26 protein-coding genes are annotated in these 25909 nt (G+C 47.7%); 17 read left to right on the top strand and 9 right to left on the bottom strand.

Features of this window, described 5'->3' with window-relative positions; genetic code table 11:
• Nucleotides 1–236: 236 nt before the first annotated feature.
• From GUA98_RS12395 to GUA98_RS12380, 4 genes are read left to right on the top strand one after another with little or no spacing between them, the layout of a single operon-like run.
• A complete protein-coding gene (locus GUA98_RS12395) occupies nt 237–1166 on the top strand; it encodes an NUDIX hydrolase (protein WP_193723188.1) in 930 nt (309 codons plus the stop codon).
• A 33-nt stretch (nt 1167–1199) separates the two neighbouring features.
• Nucleotides 1200–1676 carry an NADAR family protein gene (locus tag GUA98_RS12390; RefSeq protein ID WP_193723187.1) on the top strand — a complete coding sequence of 159 codons (477 nt, stop codon included), beginning with the start codon at nt 1200–1202 and terminating at the stop codon, nt 1674–1676.
• A gap of 1 nt (nt 1677) precedes the next feature.
• Complete coding sequence (locus tag GUA98_RS12385) at nt 1678–2571, top strand: TIGR02452 family protein (RefSeq protein ID WP_193723186.1); 894 nt, start codon at nt 1678–1680, stop codon at nt 2569–2571.
• A gap of 43 nt (nt 2572–2614) precedes the next feature.
• Nucleotides 2615–3037 (top strand): macro domain-containing protein, encoded by a 423-nt coding sequence (locus tag GUA98_RS12380; protein ID WP_193723185.1) that lies wholly within the window; start codon nt 2615–2617, stop codon nt 3035–3037.
• Nucleotides 3038–3177: 140 nt separating this feature from the next.
• Here GUA98_RS12380 and GUA98_RS12375 read toward each other — a convergent pair whose 3' ends face one another.
• The 6 genes from GUA98_RS12375 to GUA98_RS12350 form a co-directional block, all read right to left on the bottom strand.
• Nucleotides 3178–4128: an iron-hydroxamate ABC transporter substrate-binding protein gene (locus GUA98_RS12375; protein ID WP_193723427.1), complete on the bottom strand. Its 951-nt coding sequence runs from the start codon at nt 4126–4128 to the stop codon at nt 3178–3180.
• A gap of 76 nt (nt 4129–4204) precedes the next feature.
• Entirely contained in the window at nt 4205–5221 is a 1017-nt protein-coding gene (locus GUA98_RS12370; protein ID WP_193723184.1) for a FecCD family ABC transporter permease, read from the bottom strand.
• A gap of 1 nt (nt 5222) precedes the next feature.
• Nucleotides 5223–6245, bottom strand: a complete 1023-nt coding sequence (locus GUA98_RS12365; RefSeq protein WP_415753024.1) for a FecCD family ABC transporter permease — start codon at nt 6243–6245, stop codon at nt 5223–5225.
• Between the two features lie 153 nt (nt 6246–6398).
• Nucleotides 6399–8132, bottom strand: a complete 1734-nt coding sequence (locus GUA98_RS12360) for a helix-turn-helix domain-containing protein (RefSeq protein ID WP_193723183.1) — start codon at nt 8130–8132, stop codon at nt 6399–6401.
• A 45-nt stretch (nt 8133–8177) separates the two neighbouring features.
• Entirely contained in the window at nt 8178–8927 is a 750-nt protein-coding gene (locus tag GUA98_RS12355; RefSeq protein ID WP_154892779.1) for an ABC transporter permease, read from the bottom strand.
• The gene (locus GUA98_RS12350) at nt 8909–9676 is read right to left on the bottom strand and encodes an ATP-binding cassette domain-containing protein (protein ID WP_193723182.1); all 768 of its coding nucleotides are present in this window, start codon (nt 9674–9676) and stop codon (nt 8909–8911) included. The genes GUA98_RS12355 and GUA98_RS12350 overlap by 19 nt, the downstream gene beginning before the upstream one ends.
• 193 nt (nt 9677–9869) lie before the next feature.
• Here GUA98_RS12350 and GUA98_RS12345 point away from each other — a divergent pair, with 193 nt between their 5' ends.
• The gene (locus tag GUA98_RS12345; RefSeq protein ID WP_193723181.1) at nt 9870–10874 is read left to right on the top strand and encodes a Gfo/Idh/MocA family protein; all 1005 of its coding nucleotides are present in this window, start codon (nt 9870–9872) and stop codon (nt 10872–10874) included.
• 92 nt (nt 10875–10966) lie between these two features.
• Nucleotides 10967–11587 carry a pyroglutamyl-peptidase I gene (locus GUA98_RS12340; protein WP_193723180.1) on the top strand — a complete coding sequence of 207 codons (621 nt, stop codon included), beginning with the start codon at nt 10967–10969 and terminating at the stop codon, nt 11585–11587.
• Nucleotides 11588–12176: 589 nt separating this feature from the next.
• Here the strand turns inward: GUA98_RS12340 and GUA98_RS12335 are convergent.
• Both GUA98_RS12335 and GUA98_RS12330 read right to left on the bottom strand, forming a co-directional pair.
• Nucleotides 12177–13010 (bottom strand): 1,4-dihydroxy-6-naphthoate synthase, encoded by an 834-nt coding sequence (locus tag GUA98_RS12335; protein ID WP_193723179.1) that lies wholly within the window; start codon nt 13008–13010, stop codon nt 12177–12179.
• A complete protein-coding gene (locus GUA98_RS12330) occupies nt 13007–13837 on the bottom strand; it encodes a futalosine hydrolase (RefSeq protein WP_193723178.1) in 831 nt (276 codons plus the stop codon). The genes GUA98_RS12335 and GUA98_RS12330 overlap by 4 nt, the downstream gene beginning before the upstream one ends.
• Nucleotides 13838–14182: 345 nt before the next feature.
• Between GUA98_RS12330 and GUA98_RS12325 the strand changes: the two genes are divergently transcribed.
• The 10 genes from GUA98_RS12325 (at nt 14183) to GUA98_RS12280 (ending at nt 24439) form a co-directional block, all read left to right on the top strand.
• Nucleotides 14183–14572, top strand: coding sequence for a GntR family transcriptional regulator (locus GUA98_RS12325; protein ID WP_153977141.1), 390 nt, complete (start codon nt 14183–14185; stop codon nt 14570–14572).
• The gene (locus GUA98_RS12320) at nt 14565–15464 is read left to right on the top strand and encodes an ABC transporter ATP-binding protein (protein ID WP_153977142.1); all 900 of its coding nucleotides are present in this window, start codon (nt 14565–14567) and stop codon (nt 15462–15464) included. Before GUA98_RS12325 ends, GUA98_RS12320 begins: the two co-directional genes overlap by 8 nt.
• Nucleotides 15439–17466 (top strand): hypothetical protein, encoded by a 2028-nt coding sequence (locus tag GUA98_RS12315; protein WP_193723177.1) that lies wholly within the window; start codon nt 15439–15441, stop codon nt 17464–17466. Before GUA98_RS12320 ends, GUA98_RS12315 begins: the two co-directional genes overlap by 26 nt.
• 291 nt (nt 17467–17757) lie before the next feature.
• Nucleotides 17758–18660: a hypothetical protein gene (locus GUA98_RS12310; RefSeq protein WP_153977144.1), complete on the top strand. Its 903-nt coding sequence runs from the start codon at nt 17758–17760 to the stop codon at nt 18658–18660.
• 76 nt (nt 18661–18736) lie between these two features.
• A complete protein-coding gene (locus GUA98_RS12305; RefSeq protein ID WP_193723176.1) occupies nt 18737–19753 on the top strand; it encodes an alpha/beta hydrolase in 1017 nt (338 codons plus the stop codon).
• Between the two features lie 52 nt (nt 19754–19805).
• A complete protein-coding gene (gene nikR, locus GUA98_RS12300; RefSeq protein ID WP_193723175.1) occupies nt 19806–20285 on the top strand; it encodes a nickel-responsive transcriptional regulator NikR in 480 nt (159 codons plus the stop codon).
• Nucleotides 20286–20627: 342 nt separating this feature from the next.
• On the top strand, nt 20628–21137 hold the full coding sequence (locus GUA98_RS29550; RefSeq protein ID WP_227779593.1) for a pilus assembly protein: 510 nt from the start codon (nt 20628–20630) through the stop codon (nt 21135–21137).
• A gap of 484 nt (nt 21138–21621) precedes the next feature.
• Nucleotides 21622–23049: a hypothetical protein gene (locus GUA98_RS12290; protein WP_193723174.1), complete on the top strand. Its 1428-nt coding sequence runs from the start codon at nt 21622–21624 to the stop codon at nt 23047–23049.
• Between the two features lie 62 nt (nt 23050–23111).
• A complete protein-coding gene (locus tag GUA98_RS12285) occupies nt 23112–23615 on the top strand; it encodes a hypothetical protein (RefSeq protein WP_153977149.1) in 504 nt (167 codons plus the stop codon).
• Nucleotides 23616–23902: 287 nt separating this feature from the next.
• Nucleotides 23903–24439: a GNAT family N-acetyltransferase gene (locus tag GUA98_RS12280; RefSeq protein WP_193723173.1), complete on the top strand. Its 537-nt coding sequence runs from the start codon at nt 23903–23905 to the stop codon at nt 24437–24439.
• Nucleotides 24440–24825: 386 nt separating this feature from the next.
• Here GUA98_RS12280 and GUA98_RS12275 read toward each other — a convergent pair whose 3' ends face one another.
• On the bottom strand, nt 24826–25320 hold the full coding sequence (locus GUA98_RS12275) for an arsinothricin resistance N-acetyltransferase ArsN1 family A (protein WP_153980571.1): 495 nt from the start codon (nt 25318–25320) through the stop codon (nt 24826–24828).
• 154 nt (nt 25321–25474) lie between these two features.
• Here GUA98_RS12275 and GUA98_RS12270 point away from each other — a divergent pair, with 154 nt between their 5' ends.
• The gene (locus tag GUA98_RS12270) at nt 25475–25903 is read left to right on the top strand and encodes a MarR family winged helix-turn-helix transcriptional regulator (protein ID WP_153980572.1); all 429 of its coding nucleotides are present in this window, start codon (nt 25475–25477) and stop codon (nt 25901–25903) included.
• The last annotated feature ends 6 nt before the right edge of the window (nt 25904–25909 follow it).

The following is a 25909-nucleotide window of genomic DNA, read 5'->3' as shown; positions in this document are numbered from 1 at the left end:
CAGTATATAGACCTCCACTTCGCACCGTCAACCCTTTTTTTCCTGAATCAGGAATTTAGCAGGAATTTATTTCCTTGGACATAGAATTGATGCAGTTTAACACCCACCCAATCCCAACCAGTAAAGCAGTTCTTTTTTTAGATATGGGAAATATTGACGAAGGATAATAGATGTGTTAACTTCTTATTATCGAATTGTTAATAACATTTTGTTAATAACAGAATGGGGTTTTAAATATGACAAATGAAGGTTATTCGGAGGGCCGACCATTGGACCATCTGAATCATGCCAATATAAGCGAGCAGCAGTTTCTGGATACATATGATGCAGGTGATTATGAGCGTCCTTCCGTGACGGTAGATATGCTTGTCTTCACGATAAGGAGCGAAGCTCAGTCCAATTATCGCAAACTTGCTGAGCCGGCACTGCAGCTGCTGATGATTCGCCGCGGTGGTCATCCCTATATGGGCAAGTGGGCATTACCGGGTGGATTCGTGTCCATGCAGGAATCCCTGGAAGATGCAGCACGCCGCGAGCTGGTTACGGAGACCGGGCTGGATGACATCTATCTGGAGCAGTTGTACACGTGGGGCGATGTGCATCGTGATCCTCGTACAAGAGTGATCAGCTGCTCGTACATGGCGCTAGTTGATAGCAGCGAGCTTGAGCTGGAAGCAGGCGATGATGCGAGCGATGCGGACTGGTTCAGGGTAGAACAGCGGCTTCTTGAGGAGAAACGTCATATTCATGAACGAGGTCGTACGACGGAACGAAGAGTTCAGCTGACGTTGTCGAACGGAACAGAGGAGCTATCGGCTGTCATTGAGGTGAAGGAAGCTGTGGAAGGAAGCGTGCGAAGCAGCAGCATGACCTTCTTGGAAGTGGAGGGCATAGCGTTTGACCATGCCAAGATCATGTATTATGCGCTGGAACGATTACGATCGAAAGTGGAATACACGGATATTGCTTTTAATCTGATGCCGGAGACATTTACGCTGACTGCCCTGCAGAAGGTCTATGAGATTATTGGTGGCAAAAAGCTGCTGGCTGCAGCCTTCCGGCGCAAAATCGCGGATTGGGTGATCGAAACCGGAGAGTTTATGGGCAATGCAGGACATCGTCCTTCCCGTCTATACAGATTGAACCCGGAGCGTATGACGACATAATTTTTTTGTATTGAAAGGAGGACATAAGGAATCATGGAGAAGTTTACTTTTTTTTGGCGTACCGCATCCCCCTTTTCCCAGTGGCATCCGGCTGATTTTACGGTGAACGGAATCGGTTATACGAGTGCCGAACAATACATGATGCATCAAAAAGCACTGCTATTTGGCGATCAGGCCATGGCGGACAAGATTTTGAAGGCGAGCTCAGCTTCAGTACAAAAAAAGCTAGGCAGACAGGTAACCGGATTCGACCAGACGATATGGGAAGCAAACTGCAAACGCATTGTTTATGAAGGCAATCACGCCAAATTCACACAAAATGAAGAACTGCTTGCCGCATTGCTCGCCACCCGTGGAACGACCCTTGTGGAAGCAAGCCCGGATGACCGGATCTGGGGCGTTGGACTGACAGAAGAAGATCCACGTATCCGCCATCGCAGAACATGGCGGGGAACCAACTGGCTGGGTGAGATTCTGACCCGGCTAAGAGATGAGATAGGAAGTGATTAGAATGAATGCTAACCAGCATAAGAAAAATAATCAGCTAAAAAGCACGAATCAGCGCTCGGGCCGTGCTCGAATTGCCCAGGAAACACTGGCCATCCTGGAAGAGGGGCAGTACATTAACGGATATGACCGCAGGGTTTCGATTGATGAAGATTTGAAACGAGCGATTCAGGGTTCCGTTTTATACCGTCCGGATGAGCTTCCGGCACTTCGGGAGCAGGTGCGCCAATTACAGGGAGCGCCTAAGTCTGCAGCTGCCAAGATTGAAGTCACCGGTGAGACGACGCTTGCCGCAGCTTCACGTCTCGTGGTAGAAGAGGGGAGAACGGATGTCGTTTGCCTGAACTTTGCCTCAGCGAAAAATCCGGGTGGAGGTTTCCTGGGTGGAAGTCAGGCACAGGAAGAGAGTCTCGCCCGGGCTTCCGGGTTATATCCTTGTATTTCTCAAATGAATGAAATGTATGATCATAATCGTAAGCTGCGCACCTGTCTATATTCAGACTATATGATCTATTCGCCGGGTGTACCGGTCATACGTGATGATGAGGATCGGCTGCTAGCCCAATATTACACGACTTCTTTTATTACGGCACCTGCCGTAAATGCTGGCGTTGTGAAGGAACGGGAGCAGGCAGATGACCAGCAGATCGAATCGGTCATGAAGGAGCGAATTCGGTATATTTTGGACGTGGCAGCGATGAATGGTCATCGTACCCTTGTTCTGGGTGCTTATGGTTGCGGGGTGTTCCGGAATGACCCGATGGATGTGGCGAGGTATTTCCATGATGTCCTGGTACAGGAGAATTTCAGGCAGTCCTTTGAGCGGATTGTATTTGCTGTGTTGGATAGATCAGCTGGACAGAGAATAATCAAGGCGTTTCAAGAACAATTGCTCTGAACAGCAAGTAAGTCATTTTAAGATGTGAAGAAGGAGGATTGAGATGCAATTTCGTGAGATCCAACAGGATTTGTTTGCAATGGATGAAGCTTATACGCTCGCTCATTGTATTTCCGCTGATGCTCGCATGGGGGCGGGTATTGCAGTACAGTTTCGGGAAAGGTTCGGGCTTCAGGTTCTACAGGAGCAGGCGAAGCAGGAAGCGCTTGAGATTGGACGGTGTTACCCGGTGGGGCGTACGTTAAATCTGGTAACCAAGGCGAAGTTTTCGAATAAACCGACCTATTCATCGTTTACCCAAGCGGTGCAATCGATGCGAGACGTCTGTGTAGAACAAGAAATCAGTAAGCTGGCCATGCCGCAGATTGGTTGCGGACTCGACAGACTGAAGTGGGACAAAGTAAGCGGCATTATTCAGGATACGTTTGCTGACACGGATGTTGAGATTGTCGTTTGTACCTTATGAGGATGAGGAATGCCAGGCTTTCAATAATATATAGAGAAAAAACCTCTGCTTCGGACGGAAGAGAACAGGACAGCAAGTCTGCCGTTCCCTCTCCAGTTCGTTAGCGAGGTTTTTTTGTTTTTTTTCAGTGAGGTGTTGGTTTATTTTTGGGTAAACATCTCTTTGGCCTCATCCAGTGCCATTTTATTGCCAATGGCGGAGTAGTCCAGCCAAGGCTGCGCGCCGATCGTGTACACGTGACCGGCTTTAACGGCTTTTAGCCCTTGCCAGATCGGGTTGTTTTGCAGTTCTCTGAACATGTTCTCCGCTTCATCATCCGAGTTCACCACTACGAAGATGGCATCTGCATCGAAATCAGGCAGCACCTCGCGGGAGATCACCTGATAAGGCTTGGTGGAATCAATATCCGATATGCCTTTGGCAGGGGTCAGTCCAAGATCATCATACAAGATCGGCCCCATAGGGCGGCGCGTGCTGAATACACGCAATTCTTTGGCAGTTACACGGATGGCCATCACGCTACCATCACCGATCTCGTCGTGAATTAATGATTTTACCTCTTCGGTCTCTGCTGCATAATCCTGAATATATTGCTCTGCTTCCTTCTCGCGATGGACCAGCTTGCCAATGTCTTTCAGGTGATCACGCCATGTACCGTCATCCAGATTGAATACATGCACAGGAGCAATTTTCTCGAACTTGGCAATGTCCTCTCCGGAAAATTCTTCATCAAGATAGATCACATCGGGCTTTAGGGCAAGCAGGGCTTCCATGTCGGGATCTTTCACCGGACCAAGCGGTGTCGTGTTTTGCAGGCGATCTGCAACATGAGACAGGAATGCTTTGGCTTCGCCGCCAATGACGGAACCCACGGGTGTGATGCCAAGCGCCAGTAAGTCATTCGTCAGGTGGATGGACATCGACGCGATGCGTTGTTCTCCAGAAGCCGCACTGTTATCCTGCTGCTCGGAAGTGCTACCCGTGGAAGTGTCGCCCGCAGCGGATGAAGAGCCAGAATTGCTGGCAGTTCCGCAAGCGGCAAGCACAAATATCAGACAAATGCTCAGAGCAAGCAATAGGTTTTTCTTCAACATGAATATTCACATTCTCCTTGGACATCACTTGGATGTTAATAATTAGATGAATAAAGTAGATCAACGGCTTCGGTCATTTGGTTCGCACCAGCAGATATAAAAAGTAAGGTGCACCTATGGCAGCCACCACAATACCTGCGGGGATGGCGTTCGGTTGGAAAATGGTTCGTCCAATCGTATCGGCGGTAACCAGAATGACCATGCCAATGAGGCCGGCCGCCGGAATCAGGTGGCGATGCATCGGACCGACAAGTCTGCGAGCGAGGTGCGGCGCGGCCAGTCCGATGAATCCGATCCCTCCGGCCATGGATACACTTATGGCTGACAGCGCCACAGTACATAAGAGAAGCCATATGCGCTGGGATAGGACGGATGTACCGATGCCCGTGGCGGCTGCATCTCCAAGACCGAAAGCGTCCAGCGTTTTGGAACGGCTCCAGATGTAGGGAACACAGACTGCAATCCATGGAAGCAGAGCCTGCACGTGAATCCAGTCTCTACCCCACACACTGCCGGCGAGCCAGCGGGCAGCGAAGGAATACGTATCTTCATCCAGCCGAAGAGACAGATATAACGTTAGCGCATGAAACCCTGCGGCGACAGCGATACCGACCAGGATCAGCTTGATGGGAGATACCCCGTTATGCCGGTCATAGGCGAGCAGCATAATGATCAGTGCCGAGATGACTCCGCCTGCAAAAGTGAACAAGGGAATCAATAGGGCAATCGAGCCATCCATGGAATAGGACAGACTTACGAAAACCATCAGCCCTAATGCTGCTCCTGCATGAAGGCCAAGAATGCCGGGATCGGCAAGCGGATTGCGCGTAATGCCTTGAAGGGCCGCTCCCGAGATGCCAAGTCCTGCTCCTGCCAGGACCGTAATGAGAATGCGAGGCAAACGGTAATCGAACAACACAATCTGATCGTCTGGACTGCCTTGGCCAAGCAGCGTTTGCAGTACAGCCAGCGGAGATAGACGGATCGTACCCGTATTCAGGCTAATCACGATAACTGCGCATGCAATACAGAGCAGCGTAACGCTGACTGTGATGGATCGTTTTCCCCGTGAAGGCACAGTGGATCTCATGTTACAATGCCCTCCTTTCCTTGCGGGCCAGATAGAGGAAGAACGGTACACCGACAAAAGCAACCATGATACCTACCGCCAGCTCCTCCGGCGGATTTACGATGCGTGACCCCAAATCGGCCAATACCAGAAGGATGGCTCCGAGCAGGGAGGACATGGGAATGATCAGACGATAATTGACACCGACGAGCTTACGGGAAATATGCGGAATGACTAACCCGACGAATCCGATCGAGCCAACGGCGGATACGGACACGCCTGCCAGTATGACCACAGCTGTGAGTGCAAGGAATCGGGTCATGCGAATATTAATTCCCAGGCCTAGCGCAACTTCCTCTCCGAGCGACATGAGGGAGACTCTCCGGGCAAGAGGCATGGTCAGCAGCAACGTGATCAGAAGCACAGGAACAAGCAGTCTCAGATGCCGCCATTCAATACCGCCAAAGCCACCGGCATACCAGAAGGCGAGATCCTGACTTAGGTCAAAATAAATCGCGACACCTGTACTGAGTGAGCTCAGCATGGCGGCAACGACAGCACCTGCAACCGTCAGCAGCATGGATGTCAGTCCTCCCGGCGCGGCCGACCCCAGCAGGAAAATAAACAGGGTGCTCAGCACGGCACCAATGAATGAAAGACCCATAAGCCAGGCATAAGACAATCCCGGCCACATGGCAAAGCTCAACGCCACCATGAAGGTGGCACCTGCGTTAATGCCGAGTACTCCTGTATCCGCCAGCGGATTGCGCGTAATTCCCTGCATCAGCGCTCCTGCAACCGCAAAGGCTGCGCCAACGACAGCGGCAGCAACTACCCGGGGGAGACGGAGCTCATGAATAATCTGATGCGGTGTCAGAGCCGGATTGTACTGAAATATGGCAGCCCATACCGTTTCGAGTGTCAGCGATTTGGCACCAAGCGATATGGCGACAAACAGACTAATCAGCAGAAAGGCGATGGCTGACAAAAACATCAGGCTAATGGTCACCGGGGATTTTCTTGAATTGGATGGACGATGTGGCAATCCCGGATGTTGAATGGGGGTCACTCCTTTTGTTGCCAGCAAGAATAGCTCTGCTGTTATTGATTATCATTATCAATTAGAATTCATTATAAAATCTTAATTCAGGCCCGTACATGGCATAAATTAAGATTTGGGTGATGGACATTTTTTAGATTACAAAAATGATCCTTTGTTCGTCAATAACATGACGGCCTCATCCAGCTGGATGTTGATGGAATAGGGTGCATATACAACCCACGAATTCCAATCAATGACATGAATATGCCCGTTCCGGACGGCCGGATACTGATTCCAACGCGGATCAGCATGGATTTGATGCAGCAGGGAGGCGCGTTCTTTCATTGAAGTAACGGCCAGCAGCAGAATATCAGCCTCCAGTCCATCCCATTCTCCTGGAGTGATGGACATCCAGTTGAATCCGACTCCCGGAGCTTTACCAGCGAGCTCGGATTGAATACGTTCAGGTGGAGTCAGCTGCAGACTGCGGTAAAACACATGACCGAAGTTACGGGTGCTGTACATACGCGGCCCCTTCGCAGTTAATGTGCATACCGCAACCGTTGCCTGTCCAATCGACTCCCTGATCTTTTTGCGTGCACGCTCAACCTTGCGTTCGTGCCGTTCCAGCCAGTCATTTGCTGCCTGGGTGCGATCCACGATGGATGCAATCGTATGAAGATGACCGAACATGTCGGTCTGATTCCAGGGGATGGTGATGATCGGAGCGATATCACCGATATGTTCCATCGCTTTTGCGGCTGCATTATCCTTGGTCAGAATCAGGTCGGGCTTCACATCCAGGAATGCCTGACGTCCTTGCTCCCAGGGCTCATAGGCATGAAATGGCAGACTGAGTGAATTCGGGATATGGGGTAGATGTCCCTGAATCTGCGCCGCACAAGGCGTTATGCCGAGAGTCATCAGATGATCGGTGTAAGGGTATGAAAGCGAAACAATATTGCGGTGCACCTGCTTCGCATAGGACGTTGGCGCATAGCCGGCATGGTTCCGAAAACGCCGGCTGAAATAAAACTCGTCCCGGTAACCTACACTTCGGGCCACATCGCGAATACGCATGTCCGAGGTCATCAGCAGTTCCTTGGCACGGTTCATGCGCAGATGGGTTACGTATTCAATTGGATTTTTGTACATCCGGCTCTTGAAAAGCTGCGAATAATATGATGGATGCATACCTGCAAGTTCGGCCAGTTTCTCCAGTTTGATCTCATGCATATAGTTGTCGCGCATATATTGCATCGTTACCTGGAGCCAATGGTCCGGGGCGTCCTCTGCGCTATCATTATTTATCTGCTCTTCCTGAGGCCAGAGCATGTGCAGCAGCTCGGTCATGAGCATTTTCTTTTTATGAGTGGTTGGTCCGTCATCCCCAGTCAACTGTGCTGCAATGCGCTGTATGCCGTAATAAGGGCCCTGAATCCAGCCCTCTACCGGGAAGCTTAATTCACGCTCATAAATAATTCGTGTTTCGCTTTTCTCCGCTGCCCGGAACAGATCATAATTGATGATATACAGCTCGGTCTCATGCCCCGCGTCACTGAATAATTCCAGGGCAGTGCCTGGATTGCAGAGGAAGGCTGATTTGCGGGTAACGAGGTGCTCGGTACCATTCATGATCAGTTTCCCCGTAAACTTATGCATGTATATAAAGGTATGGTGGTCAATATCGGGTTTACTCCAAGTCCATTCCTTGCTCGTGAACCTGATCAGGTCTGTTTGGTGAAGTTCGAGCAGGGTATCTTCCAGGAAAAGCCCCAGATCACGCGGTGATACAGCTTCCTTGCCCGTCGCCTTAATGCTGCGGTTCATGTTGTTGGACACAGGGGGATGAGCGTTTGGATGATGAACTATATCTGATTTGCTTATCATGGAGGGACCTCCCTTCGTTCTATAGATTCAATGAATCGATTCTCTCTATAACGAGCGTAGACGCATATCTGAGGTAAACCATTGTCTGTACGTCAGCAGACTCAGTATGATGCTGGTGATGGCAGCTGAGCTGGTGAAGGCAAACACAATCAGAATCTGGTAACGGACAGCTTCGACGGGGTCGGCGCCCGCGATAATCATGCCGGTCATCATGCCGGGAAGCTGTACGAGGCCTACCGTTTTCATGCCGTCAATGGTCGGAATCATGCTGGATTTGACAGAGCGTTTCAATACATCCTGAAATGCACGTCTGGGCGAAGCACCCAGAGAGAGCAGTGTCTCAATCTCCCCTTTGGAAGCCTCAACCTCACGTTTCATCTGATTCAGGAACAGCCCCGAGACAACCATCGCATTGCCAATCGTCATTCCGCTGAGTGGAATAATGTATTGCGGGGTCGGCTCGACAATGTGAAGACCCAGCAGGAGTCCCATCATCAATAATTCGGTCACCGTAATGGCTGCTGCGATATATAGGGTAATTCGGCGTAGTCCCTTGCCTCGTTTGCCCGCGTTGAAGGATGCCACGGTTATCATAAAACCTACAATCGCAATGATGAGTGCAGGGTGGTCCGAGTTGAAGATAAATTGAAGTACATATCCGACCAGCAGCAGCTGAACCGCCGAACGAACGGTACCTACAGCAATATCTCTCTCCAGACCAAGCTTCTGCCAAACAGAAATAAGCATGGTCAGCATAATAAATATGATGGTGAAACTCAGTGCGAGGATGGACATGTGTTCTCCTTATCTGCCTCAGGGGCAGGACGCAGAATGTATTGACGGGCCAGTTCCGAATGCGGATGGGCAAAGAAAAGGGAGGTGGGCTGGCGTTCCAGCAGGGTCTGTTCGCCCATGAACCATGTTGTTGTGCTGAACGAGCGTGCCTGTTCCTGATCATGGGTGACCCATACGAGTGAAATGCCCTCTTGCTTGCTCCATTCGGTCAATTGCTGTTCGACAAGCTTGGCATTGGTCCGGTCCAGAGAAGCGGTAACTTCATCCAGAAGCAGCACTTTGGGACGAAGCATGATGGAACGGATCAGTGCTATGCGCTGTTTTTCTCCGCCAGAAAGATCACTGGCCCGCTTATGTATATCCAGTTCTTCCAGCCCCATTCCGGCCAGCAGACGGCCAGCCAGATTCGAATCATAGGGTGTCCGATGGAGGTAGTGAACGGTTTTCAAGTTATCTTCAACGCTGCCTGCGAGCATAATAGGCTGTTGTGCAACATAGGACATGCGCATGCGCCAGATCCTGGGATCGGAATTGAGGTAAGAGGTGCCCTGCCAGAGGATATCTCCGCCATCAGGTACATCCAATAAGGACAGGATGCGGAGCAGCGTGCTTTTGCCCTGGCCGGATGCACCCAGTACGGCAATTCGCTCTCCTACATCGACAGAGGCATTCACTTTCTCGAACAAGAGACGCTGCTCGGTCGCTCCAATATGTTTGGTGAGTTGTTGAATGGTTACGAGAGTAGACACAGCGGCATCTTCCTTTCATCCGTGATCTGCTGATAATCTTAGCAAAAATGCTCGAGAATTGAAATGAAAGCAGCTCTGTGCAAGCATGCGGGGCAGGAGGTGAAACCAACGTCTGACGCCAGAGGTTCTTTTTGGTAATATAGAGGAGAGTCAGAATTGGTTCTACCATTAGGGTTACAAGGGAGGCTTTCATATGACAGGAGTTACGGGACAAGAGGACAAGGTAAAGTGGGGCATTATGGGCACAGGATGGATCGCATCCCAGTTTGCCAGAGATCTGGAGCATGCGGGCAATGCCGTGAAGGCAGCGGTTGGTTCGCGTACTCGAGAAAGTGCGGAGAAATTTGCAGCTGAATATGGTTTTGCAAGCGGATACGGATCGTATGAAGAGCTGCTGCAGGATCCAGAGGTGGACATTATCTACGTTGCTACGCCGCATCCTTTTCATAAAGAAAATGTAATGGCTTGTCTGGAAGCGGGAAAAGCAGTGCTGTGTGAGAAGCCGTTTACGATGAACGGACGTCAGCTGGAGCAGCTGGTGGAGACGGCTCGCAGCCGCAAACTCTTCCTGATGGAAGGCATGTGGACGCGTTTCTTGCCTCCGATTGTTCAGGCGCGGAAGTGGATTGCCGAAGGACGAATCGGTGAAGTGCGGCTTGTCAAAGCGGATTTTGGTTTTCGTATCGGCTGGGAGCCTGAAGGAAGGCTGCTGAACCCGGATCTGGGCGGGGGAGCTCTGCTGGATGCTGGCGTGTATCCTGTTTCATTCGCGTCCATGATCTTTGGCGAGCAGCCGCAGCATGTCTGGAGCACAGCGAACATCGGAGAGACCGGTGTGGATGAACAATTCTCCGTACTGCTCTCATACTCGGAGGGACGCTCGGCATCATTGAACGGGGCAGTTCGTCTGAACCTGAGCAACGAAGCTGTCGTGTACGGTACGGACGGGTATATCCGTTTGCCACTTTTCCTCGCTGGTAAAGAAGCATATCTGCATGTGAATGGTCAGGACGAGCCCGAGAAGTTTACGGATGATCGGACAAGCATCGGCTATGCATTTGAAGCAGAAGAGGCTGGACGCTGCATCTTGGAAGGCAAAACGGAAAGTTCAATTATACCGCTGGACGAGTCCCTTGAGATTATGAAACTGATGGATACCATTCGTGGACAGTGGGGCTTGCGATATAAATTTGAGTAATGGTAAACCATCATAACCGGATGGTTCTATGTAGGTAAGTGTGCAGAGAAATCGTACGGGATATGAAATGAATGGATGGGAGTGGGACTAGGATGAAAATTCTGATTTCAGGGTTTGAGCCTTTTGGCGGGGATGCCGTGAATCCCACGGGAGAACTGATGGAAGCTCTCGCACAGGAAGTGGTGGAAGGCGCCGAACTGAAAACCGTGCTGCTGCCGGTACATTTCGATGAATGTGCGGATCTGCTGATTGCCGAGATGGAAGCATACGGACCGGATGTCGTGATTGCCTGCGGGTTAGCCAAAGGCCGGACAGCCGTAACGCCAGAGCGCATCGCCGTGAATGTAAAAGACATTCCGCCTGGCTCCTATGCGGATAACCAGGGACAGCGTCCTGTGGACGAGCCCATAACCGAAGGCAGCCCGGACGGCCTGTTCTCGACATTGCCCATCCGCGAGATGGTGAATAATATGACTGCGGCAGGCATTCCGGCAGCGGTATCCAATACCGCCGGAACGTATATTTGCAACAATACGATGTATCGTGTGCTGGATTACATTCGATTGCAGCAGCTGCCGATCCGGGCGGGGTTTGTCCATTTCCCGGCTTCAACGGAGATGTCATTGCTGCAGCCGTCGGTGCCTTCGCTGCCGATAAGTGCAATGCTTGATGCCTTGCGGGTCATGATCCGCACCGTGGTGGCAGAAGCGTAAATCATGGTTTTCTTGTATGTAAGGAAGTAGCTAAGTTAAGGGTGACTTTGACTTTACCCAGTGTGTAACGTTCGTTGCAATAGGGATTGAATGGAGTAAGAATAAAGTAACTAAAACGTTTTCCGGAAGTTGTCTTGTTCTAACTTGTAATGTGATGGGTTCAATTGGTAGTAACGAAAATTAGATAGAAGGGGCTGTCCCATGAAGTCATATTGATGACTATGGGACAGCCCCTTTTTTGATACATAATTAGTGGCGCCGTACAGGCAATCAGTGTCGCTGCTTAGTTGAGTAGAGCTGATGAGTAGAAGCAATGAGTAAAGTTAACGAACTCAGTATCTCTTATTGGAAGAGATACCATAGGAACGCTTGGTTGTAACGCATCGTAGATGGCTTAATTCATCGTTTCACTTGGTCTGTCCTACGTTAATGTCCGAATAACGTGTCTAATGTTCATCAGCCTGTCCATTCCGAATAAATTTTCCGAATAGATTGCGACAGGTTCGTTAGCGACTAAATAACTAACCCCCCCCACGTAAGCAGGCTCCGTTGCCATCCTAACGAACAGCTTGCTGTTTGCTGGCTCAGATCAGATTCGCAGCAGATTCAGGTCGAATTCGGGAACAAGGCCCTCTTTCATCGCTCGTCCAAGCAGGGCTGTGATTGCCCCATAGCCGTCATCGCCCAGATGGGCGCTGAACTCGTTCACGTATAGATCAATATGCTGTGCTGCAACATCCGGGTCCATTTCCTGTGCATGCGCCATGACGTATTCTTTGGATTCATCCGGGTGTGCCCAAGCGTATTCCACGGATGCACGTGCCCATCCAGCGAGTGCATGAGCGTCCAGATTGCGGCGTGCAATGATTGCTCCAAGCGGGATCGGCAGGCCGGTATCGCTTTCCCACCAGCTGCCGAGGTCGGTCATCAGCTCCAGATCGTAGTTTTGGTACGTGAAACGTGCTTCATGGATGACCAGACCTGCATCGATTTTGCCATCCCGCACCGCCGGCATGATCTGATCAAACGGCATTACAACAATCTCTCCCACACCTCCTGGAACATTCTGCGCTGCCCACAGACGGAACAGCAGATAAGCGGTTGAGCGTTCACTTGGTACGGCAACCCGGCGTCCGGACAGATATGCCGGATCGGTAGTGCCGTTAGCTGTAAGAACGAGTGGTCCGCATCCTCTTCCCAGCGCTCCTCCGGAAGGCAGCAGGGCATACTCGTTCAGCACGTATGGCAGGGCTGCATAGGAGATTTTCAACACATCCGGGCCGCCGGGGTTAGCAGCCAGACCATTCGTAATATCAATATCCGCATAGCGGACGTCCAGTTCCGGAGCACCCGGAATCCGTCCGTGCACCCAGGCGTGAAAGATAAATGTATCGTTAGGACAAGGGGAAAATGCAATTTTCATGATGTAAGTACCTCCCGTAAAATGGAACTTGCTGCCTGGAGCGCATCCAGGGCATCCTTGATGCGCCAGGCATCGCGGTCGCGTGGACCGACCGCGTTGGATATGGCCCGCAGTTCGAGCGCAGGTACGCCGAACTGCTTGGCCGCCGTTGCCACGCCGAAGCCTTCCATGCCTTCGGCGGTGGCATCCGGCACGCGGCGCAGCAGCTCCGCGGCCGTCTCGGCCGTTCCGGTCGCTGTGGACACGGTGACCGCTGTGCCTCCGCTGACAGCGTGCCCGGCCCGCTGCAGCTCATGGCGCAGGCGAGCGGCAAGCTCTGCGTCCGCCGCCACCCGGGACGAGCCGAATCCGAGCTCGTCCACAGAGAGGAAGCCGTCTGGCGTCTGCGAGCCCAGATCGGCTGCCACCATGGCGTCGGCCACCACGAGTGAGCCGACGTCCGCCCGGCCGGGGAACCCGCCGCCGATGCCGGCACTGATCACCAGCGTGTACGCTGGGGTCAGGCCTGCTCCGGCAAGGGGCCCCGCGGATGCGGCAGATGCCTGCGCCGCATCCGATCCGGCTGGCGCGGGTGAGCCCTGCGCCAGTGCCTTCCCGCCAGCCGCTGCGGCGAATGCCAGCTTGGCTGCCGTACTTGCTGCAACTGCTGCTGGGCCTACCCCGCCAGCGATCACGTCAAACATTTCCGCGGCTTGGTCACCCAGACCGCGAAGTACGGCCTCTTTTTCCGCATCCACAGCGGTAACGATTAATACGCGCGGAACCGCATGGTTCGGTGCCGAGCCGTCTGACTCTGTATGATGTAAAGCCTGATTTTGCTTGTTCATCGGAGTTCTCCCTTATAAGGTGTTAGATTCAACGCTATATTTGGTCATCTCCATCATAACGGAATGGGAAAGAGAGGAACAACCTTTCCATGTATTTGTCTGAACATGATCCACTTACATGTGCTGGCTCATTAACCAGGCTTGGATGCTATATATGTCACTTCATATATATAAAGGTATCGCGTATTAAGAGTGAAGTCAAAGTTACCGTTGACAATCCAGTTTAACTGTATTAATAATAATAGTACAGTTAATACACCTGGTGTTAGAAAGCATACACTTCATATACAGTCATTCAATTCGCTTATGGGGTATTACATTATTTTTGGGGAGAGGAGGTGCGGGATGTTCGAATTAGATGTACGCAGCCGTAAGGCGATCTACGAACAGCTAGTGGACAAGATCAAGGAAATGATCGTATACGGTGTTCTCCAACCTGATGAGCAGCTTCCTTCGGTTCGCACACTGTCAGCGCAGCTGACCGTCAATCCGAATACAATTCAGAAGGCATATCGGGAGCTTGAACGCGAAGGGTATATCTACTCTTTGCAGGGAAAAGGGAGCTTCGTATCATCGTCTGTGGAACATCCGAATGCAGCCATGAGAGATGAGATTAGAGCGGCACTGGTGAAGCTGATTGCAGAAGCGACGTACTCCGGTTTAACCAAGTCGGATATGACGCTTTTGTTCCAGGAAGCGATGGCCCGTATCGAAAAGGGGGAGCCGAATGATTGAGCTGAATCAGGTGATTAAAGCGTTTGAACATGAAAAAGCGGTGGATGGCGTTACGATGCACATACATAAAGGATCCATCTACGGTTTGCTTGGCTCCAACGGGGCAGGTAAGACATCGCTGCTCAAAATCATGGCGGGCATTTATCGTCAGGACAGCGGGACCGTTCGCATTGATGGAGCCGAGATTTATGAAAATATGGATCTCAAAGGCCGCACGATTTTCATGGCAGATGCGCCGTACTTTTTCCCGCAGTCCTCCATTGCCCAGATGGCGGCCTTCTATCGCTCCGTGTATCCGCGCTGGAATGAGGAGCGATTCGCACAACTGGCCACGGTGTTCAAGCTCGATGTAAAACGCAAGCTGCATCGCATGTCCAAAGGCATGCGCAGGCAGGCAGCTGTATGGCTTGGGCTGAGCTGCATGCCGGAAGTGCTGCTCATGGATGAGCCGATTGACGGCCTTGATCCGGTGATGCGGCAGCAGATCAAAAATTTGCTGTTCCAGGAAGCCGCTGAGCGTCAGGTGACCATTATTATTTCGTCCCATAACTTGCGCGAAATCGAAGATCTGTGTGACCACGTCGCCATTATGCACAAGGGCCGCATTATTGTAGAGAAGGATCTCGATGATCTGAAGGCTGATACCCATAAGATTCAGGTGGCTTTCCGTCATCCTGACGATGCCAAGGCGATGGATGAGCTGAATATTCTACATGAAGAGATGCGGGGGAGTGTCTCGCTGTACATTGTCAAAGGCAGTCGCGAGGAAGTGACGGAACGGTTCCGGGCCTTGAATCCTTATCTCCTGGACGTGCTGCCGCTGACGCTGGAAGAAATATTTATTTATGAAATGGAGGATGCAGGGTATGATATTCAACCGATTATTCTGTAACCGGGGCATCCTGTTCCAAAATTTCAGGCAGCACGGTTGGCTCGGAATACTATTTCTGCTCACATTGCTATTTTCGCTTCCGCTCTACATTGCAACAGAGCATAGAGGTGGTGTAACGCAGCAAATTACCAGCTTGTTTCAGGCAAATGGGGAAACCCATATTTTGTTTGCGATCACGTTCCCGGTGGCGATGGGCATTTTCTTATTCCGTTATATGCAATCCGGGGCGCCGTCGGACTTGTTCCACGGTTTGCCACTGAAGCGCAAACATCTGTTAACGGTCAATCTGCTCTCCGGCTTCGGAATGATCCTGATCCCGATCTGGCTTACCACGGCGATTACAGGTTGGGTGTGGGCTGTGCATGATCGTATGGCCTTTATCTTTGACGGCAGTGAGATCTGGATGTGGGGCCTCAGCATGAGCATTTATTCACTCTTTATGTTTATGCTGACTGTAGCTGTGGGCATGTGCATCGGCCAATCTGTACTGCAGGGACTAACGGTTTATGCCATCCTGTTATTGCCTGTGGTGTTCTGGTTTATCTTTACACTGCACCTGCAGCATTATCTGTTTGGATATCCATATGGTGACATGAACAGCTACGCAGAGAAAATATCTCTGGTCCTTCGGATGGCTTCTATTAGGAACTATCCGGTGATCGGCACGGAACTCGTTATCTACGCAGCTTTGGCCATCCTGTTCATCCCACTGTCTTACGTACTTTACGCTAAGCGTAAAGTGGAATCCGCTACCCAGGCGATTACGTTTACTCTTGTAAAACCAATATTTCGCTTTGGTTTGATGTTTACGCTGGTTTTAATTGGTGGAGCCTACTTCACTATAATTGCACCGCCAGGATCCACCGGGTGGACCATCTTCGGATATGTTCTAGGCGGCATTGTCGGTTACATTGTGGCCGAGATGATTATTCGCAAAACGTGGCTGATCTGGAACGTCAGACTACTGCCCAAGCTGGCCCTATATGGCCTTTTGTCCGGGTTAATTCTGTACGTGCCTGTCGCAGAATGGAACGGTTATGCTAGCAGAGTGCCGGAAGTGAATGATGTCCAAAGCATTAAGCTTGGAGGAGATCGTTACACTTACGTTAACGGAGTGAATCAGAAAATGGATGATCATCCATTTTACTCGGATAATCCTGAATTTGTGGAGGCAGTACTTGCCCTTCATCAGAAAATTATCAATTCCGATCTGCCTTTGCAAGACCCGGTAAATCCGAATGAGGATTATGACGAGTACGTGTATATCAGCTATAAGCTTAATAACGGCAAGGTCAAGAAGCGGAAATACCAAATTCCCGAAACTGAATTCCGGCAGGAATTAATGGCCTTGAAACAGTTGGAGGATTATAAAAAGGTAGCCTATGATACGTACAAACTGGACGAGGATATCCTCAGTATTGGTATCCGTTCCACCATCAGTTCGTATCGTAAAATTTATATTGGCAGTCCTGATCAGGTTCGGGAGTTCAAGGAACTGTTGAAGCAGGATATTCTGGATCAAACCTATGAGGAGCAACGTTCTCCATGGCAGTCGTTTGCATATGCGGAATTAAATCAGGAATCTGATTCCAAGGATCCATATCAACCGAGGGAAATGTGGAACTACGAAATTAAACCGAGCTATGACCGGGTAATCGGGTGGCTGAAAGAAAACAAATTATATGATCAACTGCTTGTCACGGCAGACGAAATTGCTTCGGCGCAGTTCGTGAAGCAGGAGATCAACAGTCCGGGTAATCCTCAGTGGGTATTTGCTCAGCCGGAATATATTGATGGAAGTCTGGGCAGCAGCAAGCAGGTCGCAACTAAAAACAAAAAAATGATTAGCGACCTGTTAGAACGTCAGCGATCAGGAGAGCGGACGGAAAAAGCCACCGTTTATCAGATCAAGCTGAATGCCATACGTGGGGAAAACATCTATATGATGTTGAAGGAAGAAGATTTGACCGAAGAGATGAAAGCCATTTTGTCCGAAAAGTAGATCGAATGGTGAGCGGGAAGGGTTCTCCCGCTGCCGAATATGTAGCCCATGAGGCTTGCTTGACGAAACGATTGTATTGGAATATATTTGAAAAGGTTGAGATTCGCTCCAGATTAAGATATAACCGCGAATCATACAGGGAACGGTTAATAAGGGAAGCACCCGTAGAATCAGGCAATAGTCTGATTTTGCGGGTGCTTTTTTTGTGTTTTCTTTCGGCCGATTCACCTTGGATCAACTGAGAATGAGGAAGGTTGCACTACATTTTGAGTAAACGAGGAGGAAGGTTCAATGAACATGGTGGAAGATCACCACACTAAGGATGGCGCTGCGAGTTCCGGCAGCGTAAGTGGCAGAATGGGGAGAGGCTTAATCGCTCGATTATGCATCGCGCTGCTTCTGGTAGCCAGCTTAGGTTCCATGCATTTTTTTACGTCAGCTGCCGAGGCGGCTGGCCCGGATCTTGGTGTAACCGCCCAGAAGTCGTGGGATGCCTTGCTTAAGAAGGCAGACGCCCAAACGAAAGCTTCTCTTCAGCAAACGTATCAAAAAGTGGGCACATGGACAGCGCAGGAGCAGAGCTGGGAGCAGAAAACCAAAACCCTTCATGCAGCGAATACAGCTGAGGTAGCCAGGCTTCGTCAGGAAATACGAAAAACCGATGAAGCGAAGCTGGCTGCACTGGCTGATACGCTGAAGCGTACCCAAACCCGGTATGAGCCGATGTTTACATTGTATACGGCGGTCAACAAGCAGCTTGCTGCAGCCAGAGCTGCCAAGAACAAGGATTGGACTGCCGCGCTCCGTGCTCAGGCAGACACGCTGAAACCGGCTGTACAGCTGGCGAAGGCAGACATTCGCATCAAGAAACAGCAGCTGGCCGATGCCCGTAAACGCAAAAGTACAGAGGATAAGCGTCTGCGTACCATGCTTGCGGCTGCTGACCCGTTCAAGAAACAGATCCAAACCGCCAAAAAACAGGCAAGCCTGTCCAAAGAGCGATATACGAACGCATTGAAATTGTTCAAACAGAATATCAAAGACGGCCAGCCTTCACGTGTAATGAGTTCATTGAATCAGCTCTCTTCTGCTGCGGAGAAGTGGGCGGGCTCCAAACAAAATATCTACACATTGGAGCAAAAAGTTGCGGATACCTACCTGAAAGTGAAAAAAGAACTGGCCAAGAAGTCATAATAAATGGAAACCCTGCCAGTACCCCAGGCGTACACCACTTTAGATGCAGACAGACGAATGATCAGAGGTGACCCTGTTGCAGTTAAAGTTAAACACCGAAGGTACGGCGAGGCCGTGGTACAGACGCAGGTTGTATTGGATTCCGGGCGTGATCGTAATGGTAACTATATTAACTCTTTATATCGGCGCACAGATTACACCCAAAATTCCTATTTTCTTTTTAAAAACACTAATCAAGCTTGCTCCATCTGATTCAGATGTTGTTATGGCTGAAGGAGTAAGTCATCTAAAGGACGTTGCCTACATCGAAGGGGGACGCAGCAACAGTACGATGGATATCTACTATCCGTCAGCAGCAACTGAATTGCTGCCTGTTGTCTTGTGGGTGCATGGGGGCGGTTGGGTCCTGGGTGACAAAAAAGACATAGCCGACTATGCGATGCAGTTGGCTGAGCGGGGGTTCGTGGTCGTCAGTATGAACTATGCACTTGCACCAGATGCTACATATCCGACGCCTGTGTTCCAAACCAATCAGGCTCTGACTTATATCCAGAATCATGCCGCCGAATTTAAGGGAGATCCCCATAATATTTTTCTCGCAGGCAATTCCGCGGGTGCTCAGATTGCCAGTCAGACCGCAGCAGTGGTAACCAATCAGGCCCTTGCTCAGATAATGAACATACAACCCTCGATTCAACCGGAAGCGCTGCGAGGTGTCCTTCTATACTGTGGCCCTTATAACATGAGTACCGTTGGTGAGAGCGGGTTTCCTTTTATCCGGACATTCCTCTGGTCTTATACGGGGGTCAAGGCTTTTGAGGAATTTCCCCGTCTGGATGAGATGTCGACCGTGCTGCAGGTTACGCCGAACTATCCGCCTTCATTTATTACTTCAGGCAATCATGACCCGTTAACCGGGCAATCAGTTGAACTGGCACAGACGCTGAAACGACTGGATGTTGAAACGGAAACGCTGTTTTTTACCGCTTCTACAGAAAAGCTGGGACATGACTATCAATTTCAACTTCGAACGGGTGGCGGGAAAAGGGCGCTGGAGGAGGCTGTCCGATTTTTGCAGAAGCATCGTCGATGAAGCGGCCGGACTATGGTACACTCAGGTGTAAACGATGTGCAGGAGGCTATGAATGGCTGATAAAGAAGATTTGACCCGATTCGGCGTGGCATTCCCTACTCCGCTGATTGAACAGTTTGATGAATATATCGAAGAGCGGGGGTATAAGAGTCGGTCTGAGGCGTTTCGTGATCTGGTTCGCAAAACATTGCTGGAGCCTTCCCGTCTGCGGTCCGAGCAGGATGTGGCAGGAACGATTGTCATGGTCTATGACCACCATATCAGTGATCTGCCGGTCCGGTTAATGGAACTGCAGCATCAGGCACATCATGACATTATCTCCAACATGCACGTACATCTGAACCATGACCAATGCCTGGAGGTTATCGCCGTAAGGGGGAACCTCGGACGCTTGCGCCATCTGCATCAACAGATTCAGGTGCAAAAAGGGGTGCTCTATGCCGAGCTCTCTGTTACATATGTGGATGAGCTGAACGAACTCGCAAGCCGCCACAGCCATGATCACCATCACGGCGAACACCATCATGAATGAGATGAATCTATATGATGAATCTTTTCCGAGCAGTATGTCCCCGGAAATAGCTTAATGTCCGTTGTTATTTGTTATTTTGGAACGCAATTGACAGCATCCGTGTGCCACGAGTCGAAATTAGAGGCATACAAGTTGCTGTGAGTTCTCGTTCAAACGTTTCTACTCTATCAAATATGTAGCCGGCTAATTAGTCGGCTTTTTTTCGTTAAGCTAACGGGCAGGTTCAATGTCATATTGTAAATACAGATGTAACTTTGTTGATTGTTAGGCGTTGTTAATAACGAGAAACATTTATTTTATAGGTTTTACAATAACTAATTAAGGGATACGAGGGATTAAACTGTGAATAAAAAGGGTCTTATTTTTGCTGTTTCATCTTTAACTTTAGTAATAGCGACCGTAACTGCCTGTGATTCATCAAGTCCAGCTCAAGAGAATATATCTAATCCAAAGTCTGGTGAACTATCAAGAAAGTCGGCAAGTAAAACCCTTACTAATTCTTTAAGCGAAGAAGAGAATAAACCCTCCCACTACATTGCTTCTGGAGGAGCAACTGTACAGCAACCTTTTTCAGTAGATCCGGAATTTGTACATATAAGACTTCTAATGAAGAACAATAGCAGCCATGAAGTCAATGTTAGTTTAACGCACTTAGATACCAGTAATCTGTATTTCGCTAGAACAATTGCTGCCGGGGAATTCCTTGATTGGATCAATTTTTATGAAGGTTTCGAACAAGGCATGCTTAATGGAGGTTATGTACTCCAATGGAGTGGTGGTGGTTTTAGTGTTGATGGAGAAGTATGGGGATCAGCTGGTTCAGAACCGGAATTTGTTCATCTATCTTATTAAACTAACGGGAAACGATAGCGTTATAAAACAAAGAAAGCAGCCGGTCAAAGTGATCGGCTGCTTTTGTTCAACTAACGGGTAGGTTTGCCTGGCATTTGTAGATATTTAATGCCACAATTTTTTATAAACATCAAATAAAAACGATGAATTTAGAATATAGTGTCTCTTCAATTTTACCTCCTATAAAGGCTTATACAACTTGTGCTGGTGGAGCAGATTTATCGCGCATCATGAGGTTCAATGGGGTGAACTGTCTAACAAGTAGGGCGAGATATTTTCTTTTGTAAGCTCAAGGGTATAACTTTGATTTCCCTCATTAAATAAAGGAATCTTTTTGTTTTATCCAATACTCAGGTCTAATGACCCGGAGCCTAATTTCCAAGTGGGGCACCTGATTGTCTTACCATTAATTGGACATTAAAACATATACTTATATGTGATAAGTTTAATAGGCTAAATTTACATATTGGAGAGTGCAAAAGATATGCCTAAAAGAATACTTATTTTGATTTGCTGTTTTACTATGATATTTGGGAGCCTACCATTCTACACGATGGCAAAAGGGAATGACAAGTATAATATTGAGCTTGCATTAAACCCAAAAGAAACAGACTCATTTTTATGGAGTGATGCCCTAAAAGAAGGAAATGAACATTATCTTAATGATGATTTCAAGAATTCCGATAAAACAGACGGATCTGCAAAGTTAAAATTCTCTATTGATGAAATAGATGAAACTTCAGTACATATTATTGGGGAAGGTAAGTTTAAAGTTAAATCGATTGAAAAATTTAAGTTTTTGATGGATGGAGAGCTAACGAAATATACCGTAAATAATCAAACTGTCTATTTTGGTCCTGTTATTGCTGAGGCTAAAAATGAAAAAAACATAGATATTGATACGGTGATTACTCTGTTCATTGATCCTCAGACCGAGAAAGTTTATGTTACAGAGACCTATGGAACATTACAAAGTGACAATGGGGTTGGCATCTTGGCTTTTGGAGAGGTACCCTCAAGTTATTTGGAATTGAAAGATCAAATTATTTCGGATATGGAAAATTCTGATGAACAAAAGGTAGCTTCATCTACACCATCAAAATTCAACAGCAATTTTTGGACAGGAGTGGCTCACGCCGAAACTCTTAAAATAGACTCGGCGAGTACGTTCAACTATAAAACATCATTTATGACTCAGGCGATAGGTAAAACTGGAACAGCTACAGGCACACCAAGTAGTTTCCCGGCAGCAAAATATGCTACTCTGGGCGTCAATATATACACTAGAGAGAGACCCCAAGCGGGAAATGGTTCTTCCATGATCGAAACAAGACTTTGGAGTAACACACCTGCTGTAGAAGAGTATCTTAAAGCCACAGAGGATAATATGTATGGAACAGAAGTAATGACGGCTTACTTAGACATGTTCGTTGTCGGTGCAGGTAACTCATCATTACTAATCAATTATCGAAAAGATCTAAGTTATCCCCTTGATAGCACACCAGTTAAAGCTATACAAATTCCAATTTTAAAAGGCTATTTGAAAAAAGCCTATAACCTTCTGGCTACCACTTGGGCTGCTTATCAAAACGCTACATTAGGGGTAACTACAACGACAATAGATTCGAATGTCTTGAGTAGTTGGAAAGCGTATGCTGAGCGCAAAATAAGGAGTACAACAGGGAACGGTGCTATTGCCAAGAAAGCAGATCTTCCAAGTAAAACTGCAGGAGTGACCTCTTCCGCAGACTTAGATGGAGGTACTGCGGCATACTTCTTCTTTGAGGAGCAAACAGATGGTACGAATAAAATGTTTATTAAAGCTAAGGCAGTATACCTATGTAATATTGGAAAATCACTAGCCTTCTTTGTAACGCCAAAAATTGAGACATATTATAGTCATGAATTTTAGTTACTATCAGTTATTGGAGGCAATTTCATTATATTTAACCAAAATTTTAACGGGGTGTTCACTTGAAAAGAAAGCTCATATATATCCTAGGCCTTTTGATCATTATTTGTGGTGTAGTATACGTAGTTCAAGAAAATATTAAGGAAAAACAAAACGATAATCCACAAACTTTATATTTATTGAACGGAGTAATATGGCAAACTCAATTGCGAATAAGCGATACGTTGACCTACGCGGTGGAAAATAATAAGCTTGATATCGAATTTATACGTTCCCTGCTTACACTTTACGGTTATGAATCCGATGCCTTATATGTTGCGCTTGATAACAAGTATCAACATCTGCTAAACGGCCCGAATACGAGTGACTATATTTACGAAACATTCAAAGAAAGTAAACTCTCAACAGAGCAGATGGATCTTTTGAAAAAGCTATCTACTCTATATAAAGATCTATCATTGCAGCAGAGCCAATTAATCAGTGAAGATGGAGTATTTAATGATAAGATCTGGGGTAATATCTTATCGATCGATAATGAAATAAATATGCTGGTTTCGCTTTTCTGATTAAATTGAGTCTTGCTGTTTTGTGATTAGTATTATCCAAAGAAGTTCAGCAAACGGTCATTAAACTAACGGGAAACGATAGCGCTATAAAACAAGAAAGCAGCTGATCAAAGTGATCGGCTGCTTTTGTTCAACTAACGGGCACGATCGTTTTTGATTCGACGAGGTTACTTTTTTGAGTTTTAATAGTACCTATGCTATCATTTACATTACTTTTATTGCTAGATTAACAGCGAAGCTCGACGCTCGATCATTTACATAAATTTATATAAGAGGAGTGGCTTACTTTGAGAAGCGTCAACATACATATTAGGGAAATTTCCGTCGATGATGCTGCTGGACTGCTCCAGTTACAGATAGAAAACCGTGATTTTTTTGAAAGCTACGCACCGACACGCACGGACGACTTTTATACGCTGGAAGGACAGCTCAAGCGTATCGAAAAGCAGGCCGAAGATCGAAAAAATGACCAAGCATATAATTTTGGAATCTTTACAAACACCGATAATATGTTAGTGGGGACAGTAAGCCTTTTCCACGTGATGCGGGGCCCTCTTCAAAGTGCATATATCGGATACGACTTAGATCAAAAAAGTAACGGTAGAGGCTATACAACAGAGGCTGTTCGGTTAGTCGTTGACTATGGCTTCAATACATTGAAATTACATCGAATAGAAGCAGGGGCAATGACGCATAATATCGCTTCCATTCGAGTGCTGGAGAAGGCTGGCTTTCAAAAAGAAGGCATTGCTCGACAGAATGTTCATATTAATGGGAAATGGGAAGATCATCAGACACTCGCGATTCTTAACCCATACAGTTAGTATTTTAGAATATGAGCCGTACTGCAGCTCCAATATATAGTAATATAACTAAAGTAAATAATGAGGGGTGGAATAAGCTGTATCGTTAAAATCAATCTGATAAGTCAGTACTCTGGTTATGAAAGAACAAACTAAGGTGGGGCAATACTTTGCACATTATATACCGAATTGGGTTAGACTGTTAATCTAACACACGATAGCTCATAAAACCAACTAAGCAGCTGATCAGTCATTGGCTGCTTTTGTGTTCAACTAACGGGCAGTTAGTTGAATGAATTGAATTTCCGAGTAATTCGTAACCAATTTACAATTTTGCTAACACCACAGTTTCACCATTAAAATGTCCTATTTGCGACTGAACATTAAACAATAATACAGACCATTGCTTATAATAATTTCTCCATTGCCATCACATCTACAAAATTCCCTTCTAATAAACCTTGATTCTGGAATACACCTACCTCTCGGTATCCGGCTCTATGATATAAGCTCTGACCTAGCGTATTAAATGGGAAGGTAAAAAGAACAAACTTATAAAAATTATTCTGCTTACCGATGTCCTCTAATTTCTGAAGCAACTGTTGGCCGATCCCCTTGCCGCGATGGTCACGATGAATATAGATTGAAAGGTCACCCACCCCATCATAAGCACTTCTGGGATTGTATGCATTAATGGACGCCCATCCAATAACGACTTTATTTGCTTCAGCGACGAGTACGGTGTAGCGTCCCTGGTGTTTTTTAAACCATTCGTACATATATGATTCGTCTTTTAACTCGGTTTCTAGTGTGGCAATTCGGTCTTCAATACCTTGGTTATAGATAGTTAGAATACTTCTAAGATCGCTTTCAATAGCTTGCCGAAGAATCACCATGTTGATCACTCCTGTGTTTTGTTTTTGTATATGTTTATATATCACAATGTAATTTGAAATGGGAAGGGGAGAGGAAAATAAAAAAAACATTTGCATTTTGCAAATAATAAGAGTATAACTATAACAAGAGGTGAGGTCATTGGAAAACAACGTAAGAGAGATGTTTCAGATCATGACACGGCGTTTTGGATTATTGGATAAAAACTGTTGCACTGCAGGAGGCTTGGATATTTCACTTGTTCAAAGTCATATTATTTACGAAATTGATCGTAAGCATAATCCATCCATTCAGCAGGTGGCAGATGCACTCTCCATTGACATCACGACGTTTAGCCGCCAGGTTCAAAGTCTCGTAAAGTTGGGTTTGGTTCAAAAAACGCCCTTACCTGAAGATCGACGGATATACATATTATCCTTAACCGCACAAGGGAAGTTTGTTGCTACGGTCATTGATGAACAGATGAATGATTATTTAAAAGAAGTCTTTTCACATATGTCTGAGTTTGAACGGGATATGGTGATTAATGCCGTCAAACTGCTAAACGAAAGTATGGCGAAATCCAGCGTATGCTGTACACCACTGGGATAATATTTA

The organism is Paenibacillus sp. P13VS (assembly GCF_015143645.1).
Classification (GTDB): domain Bacteria; phylum Bacillota; class Bacilli; order Paenibacillales; family Paenibacillaceae; genus Paenibacillus; species Paenibacillus xylanilyticus_A.
This window is presented reverse-complemented; position numbering and strand designations above follow the sequence as displayed.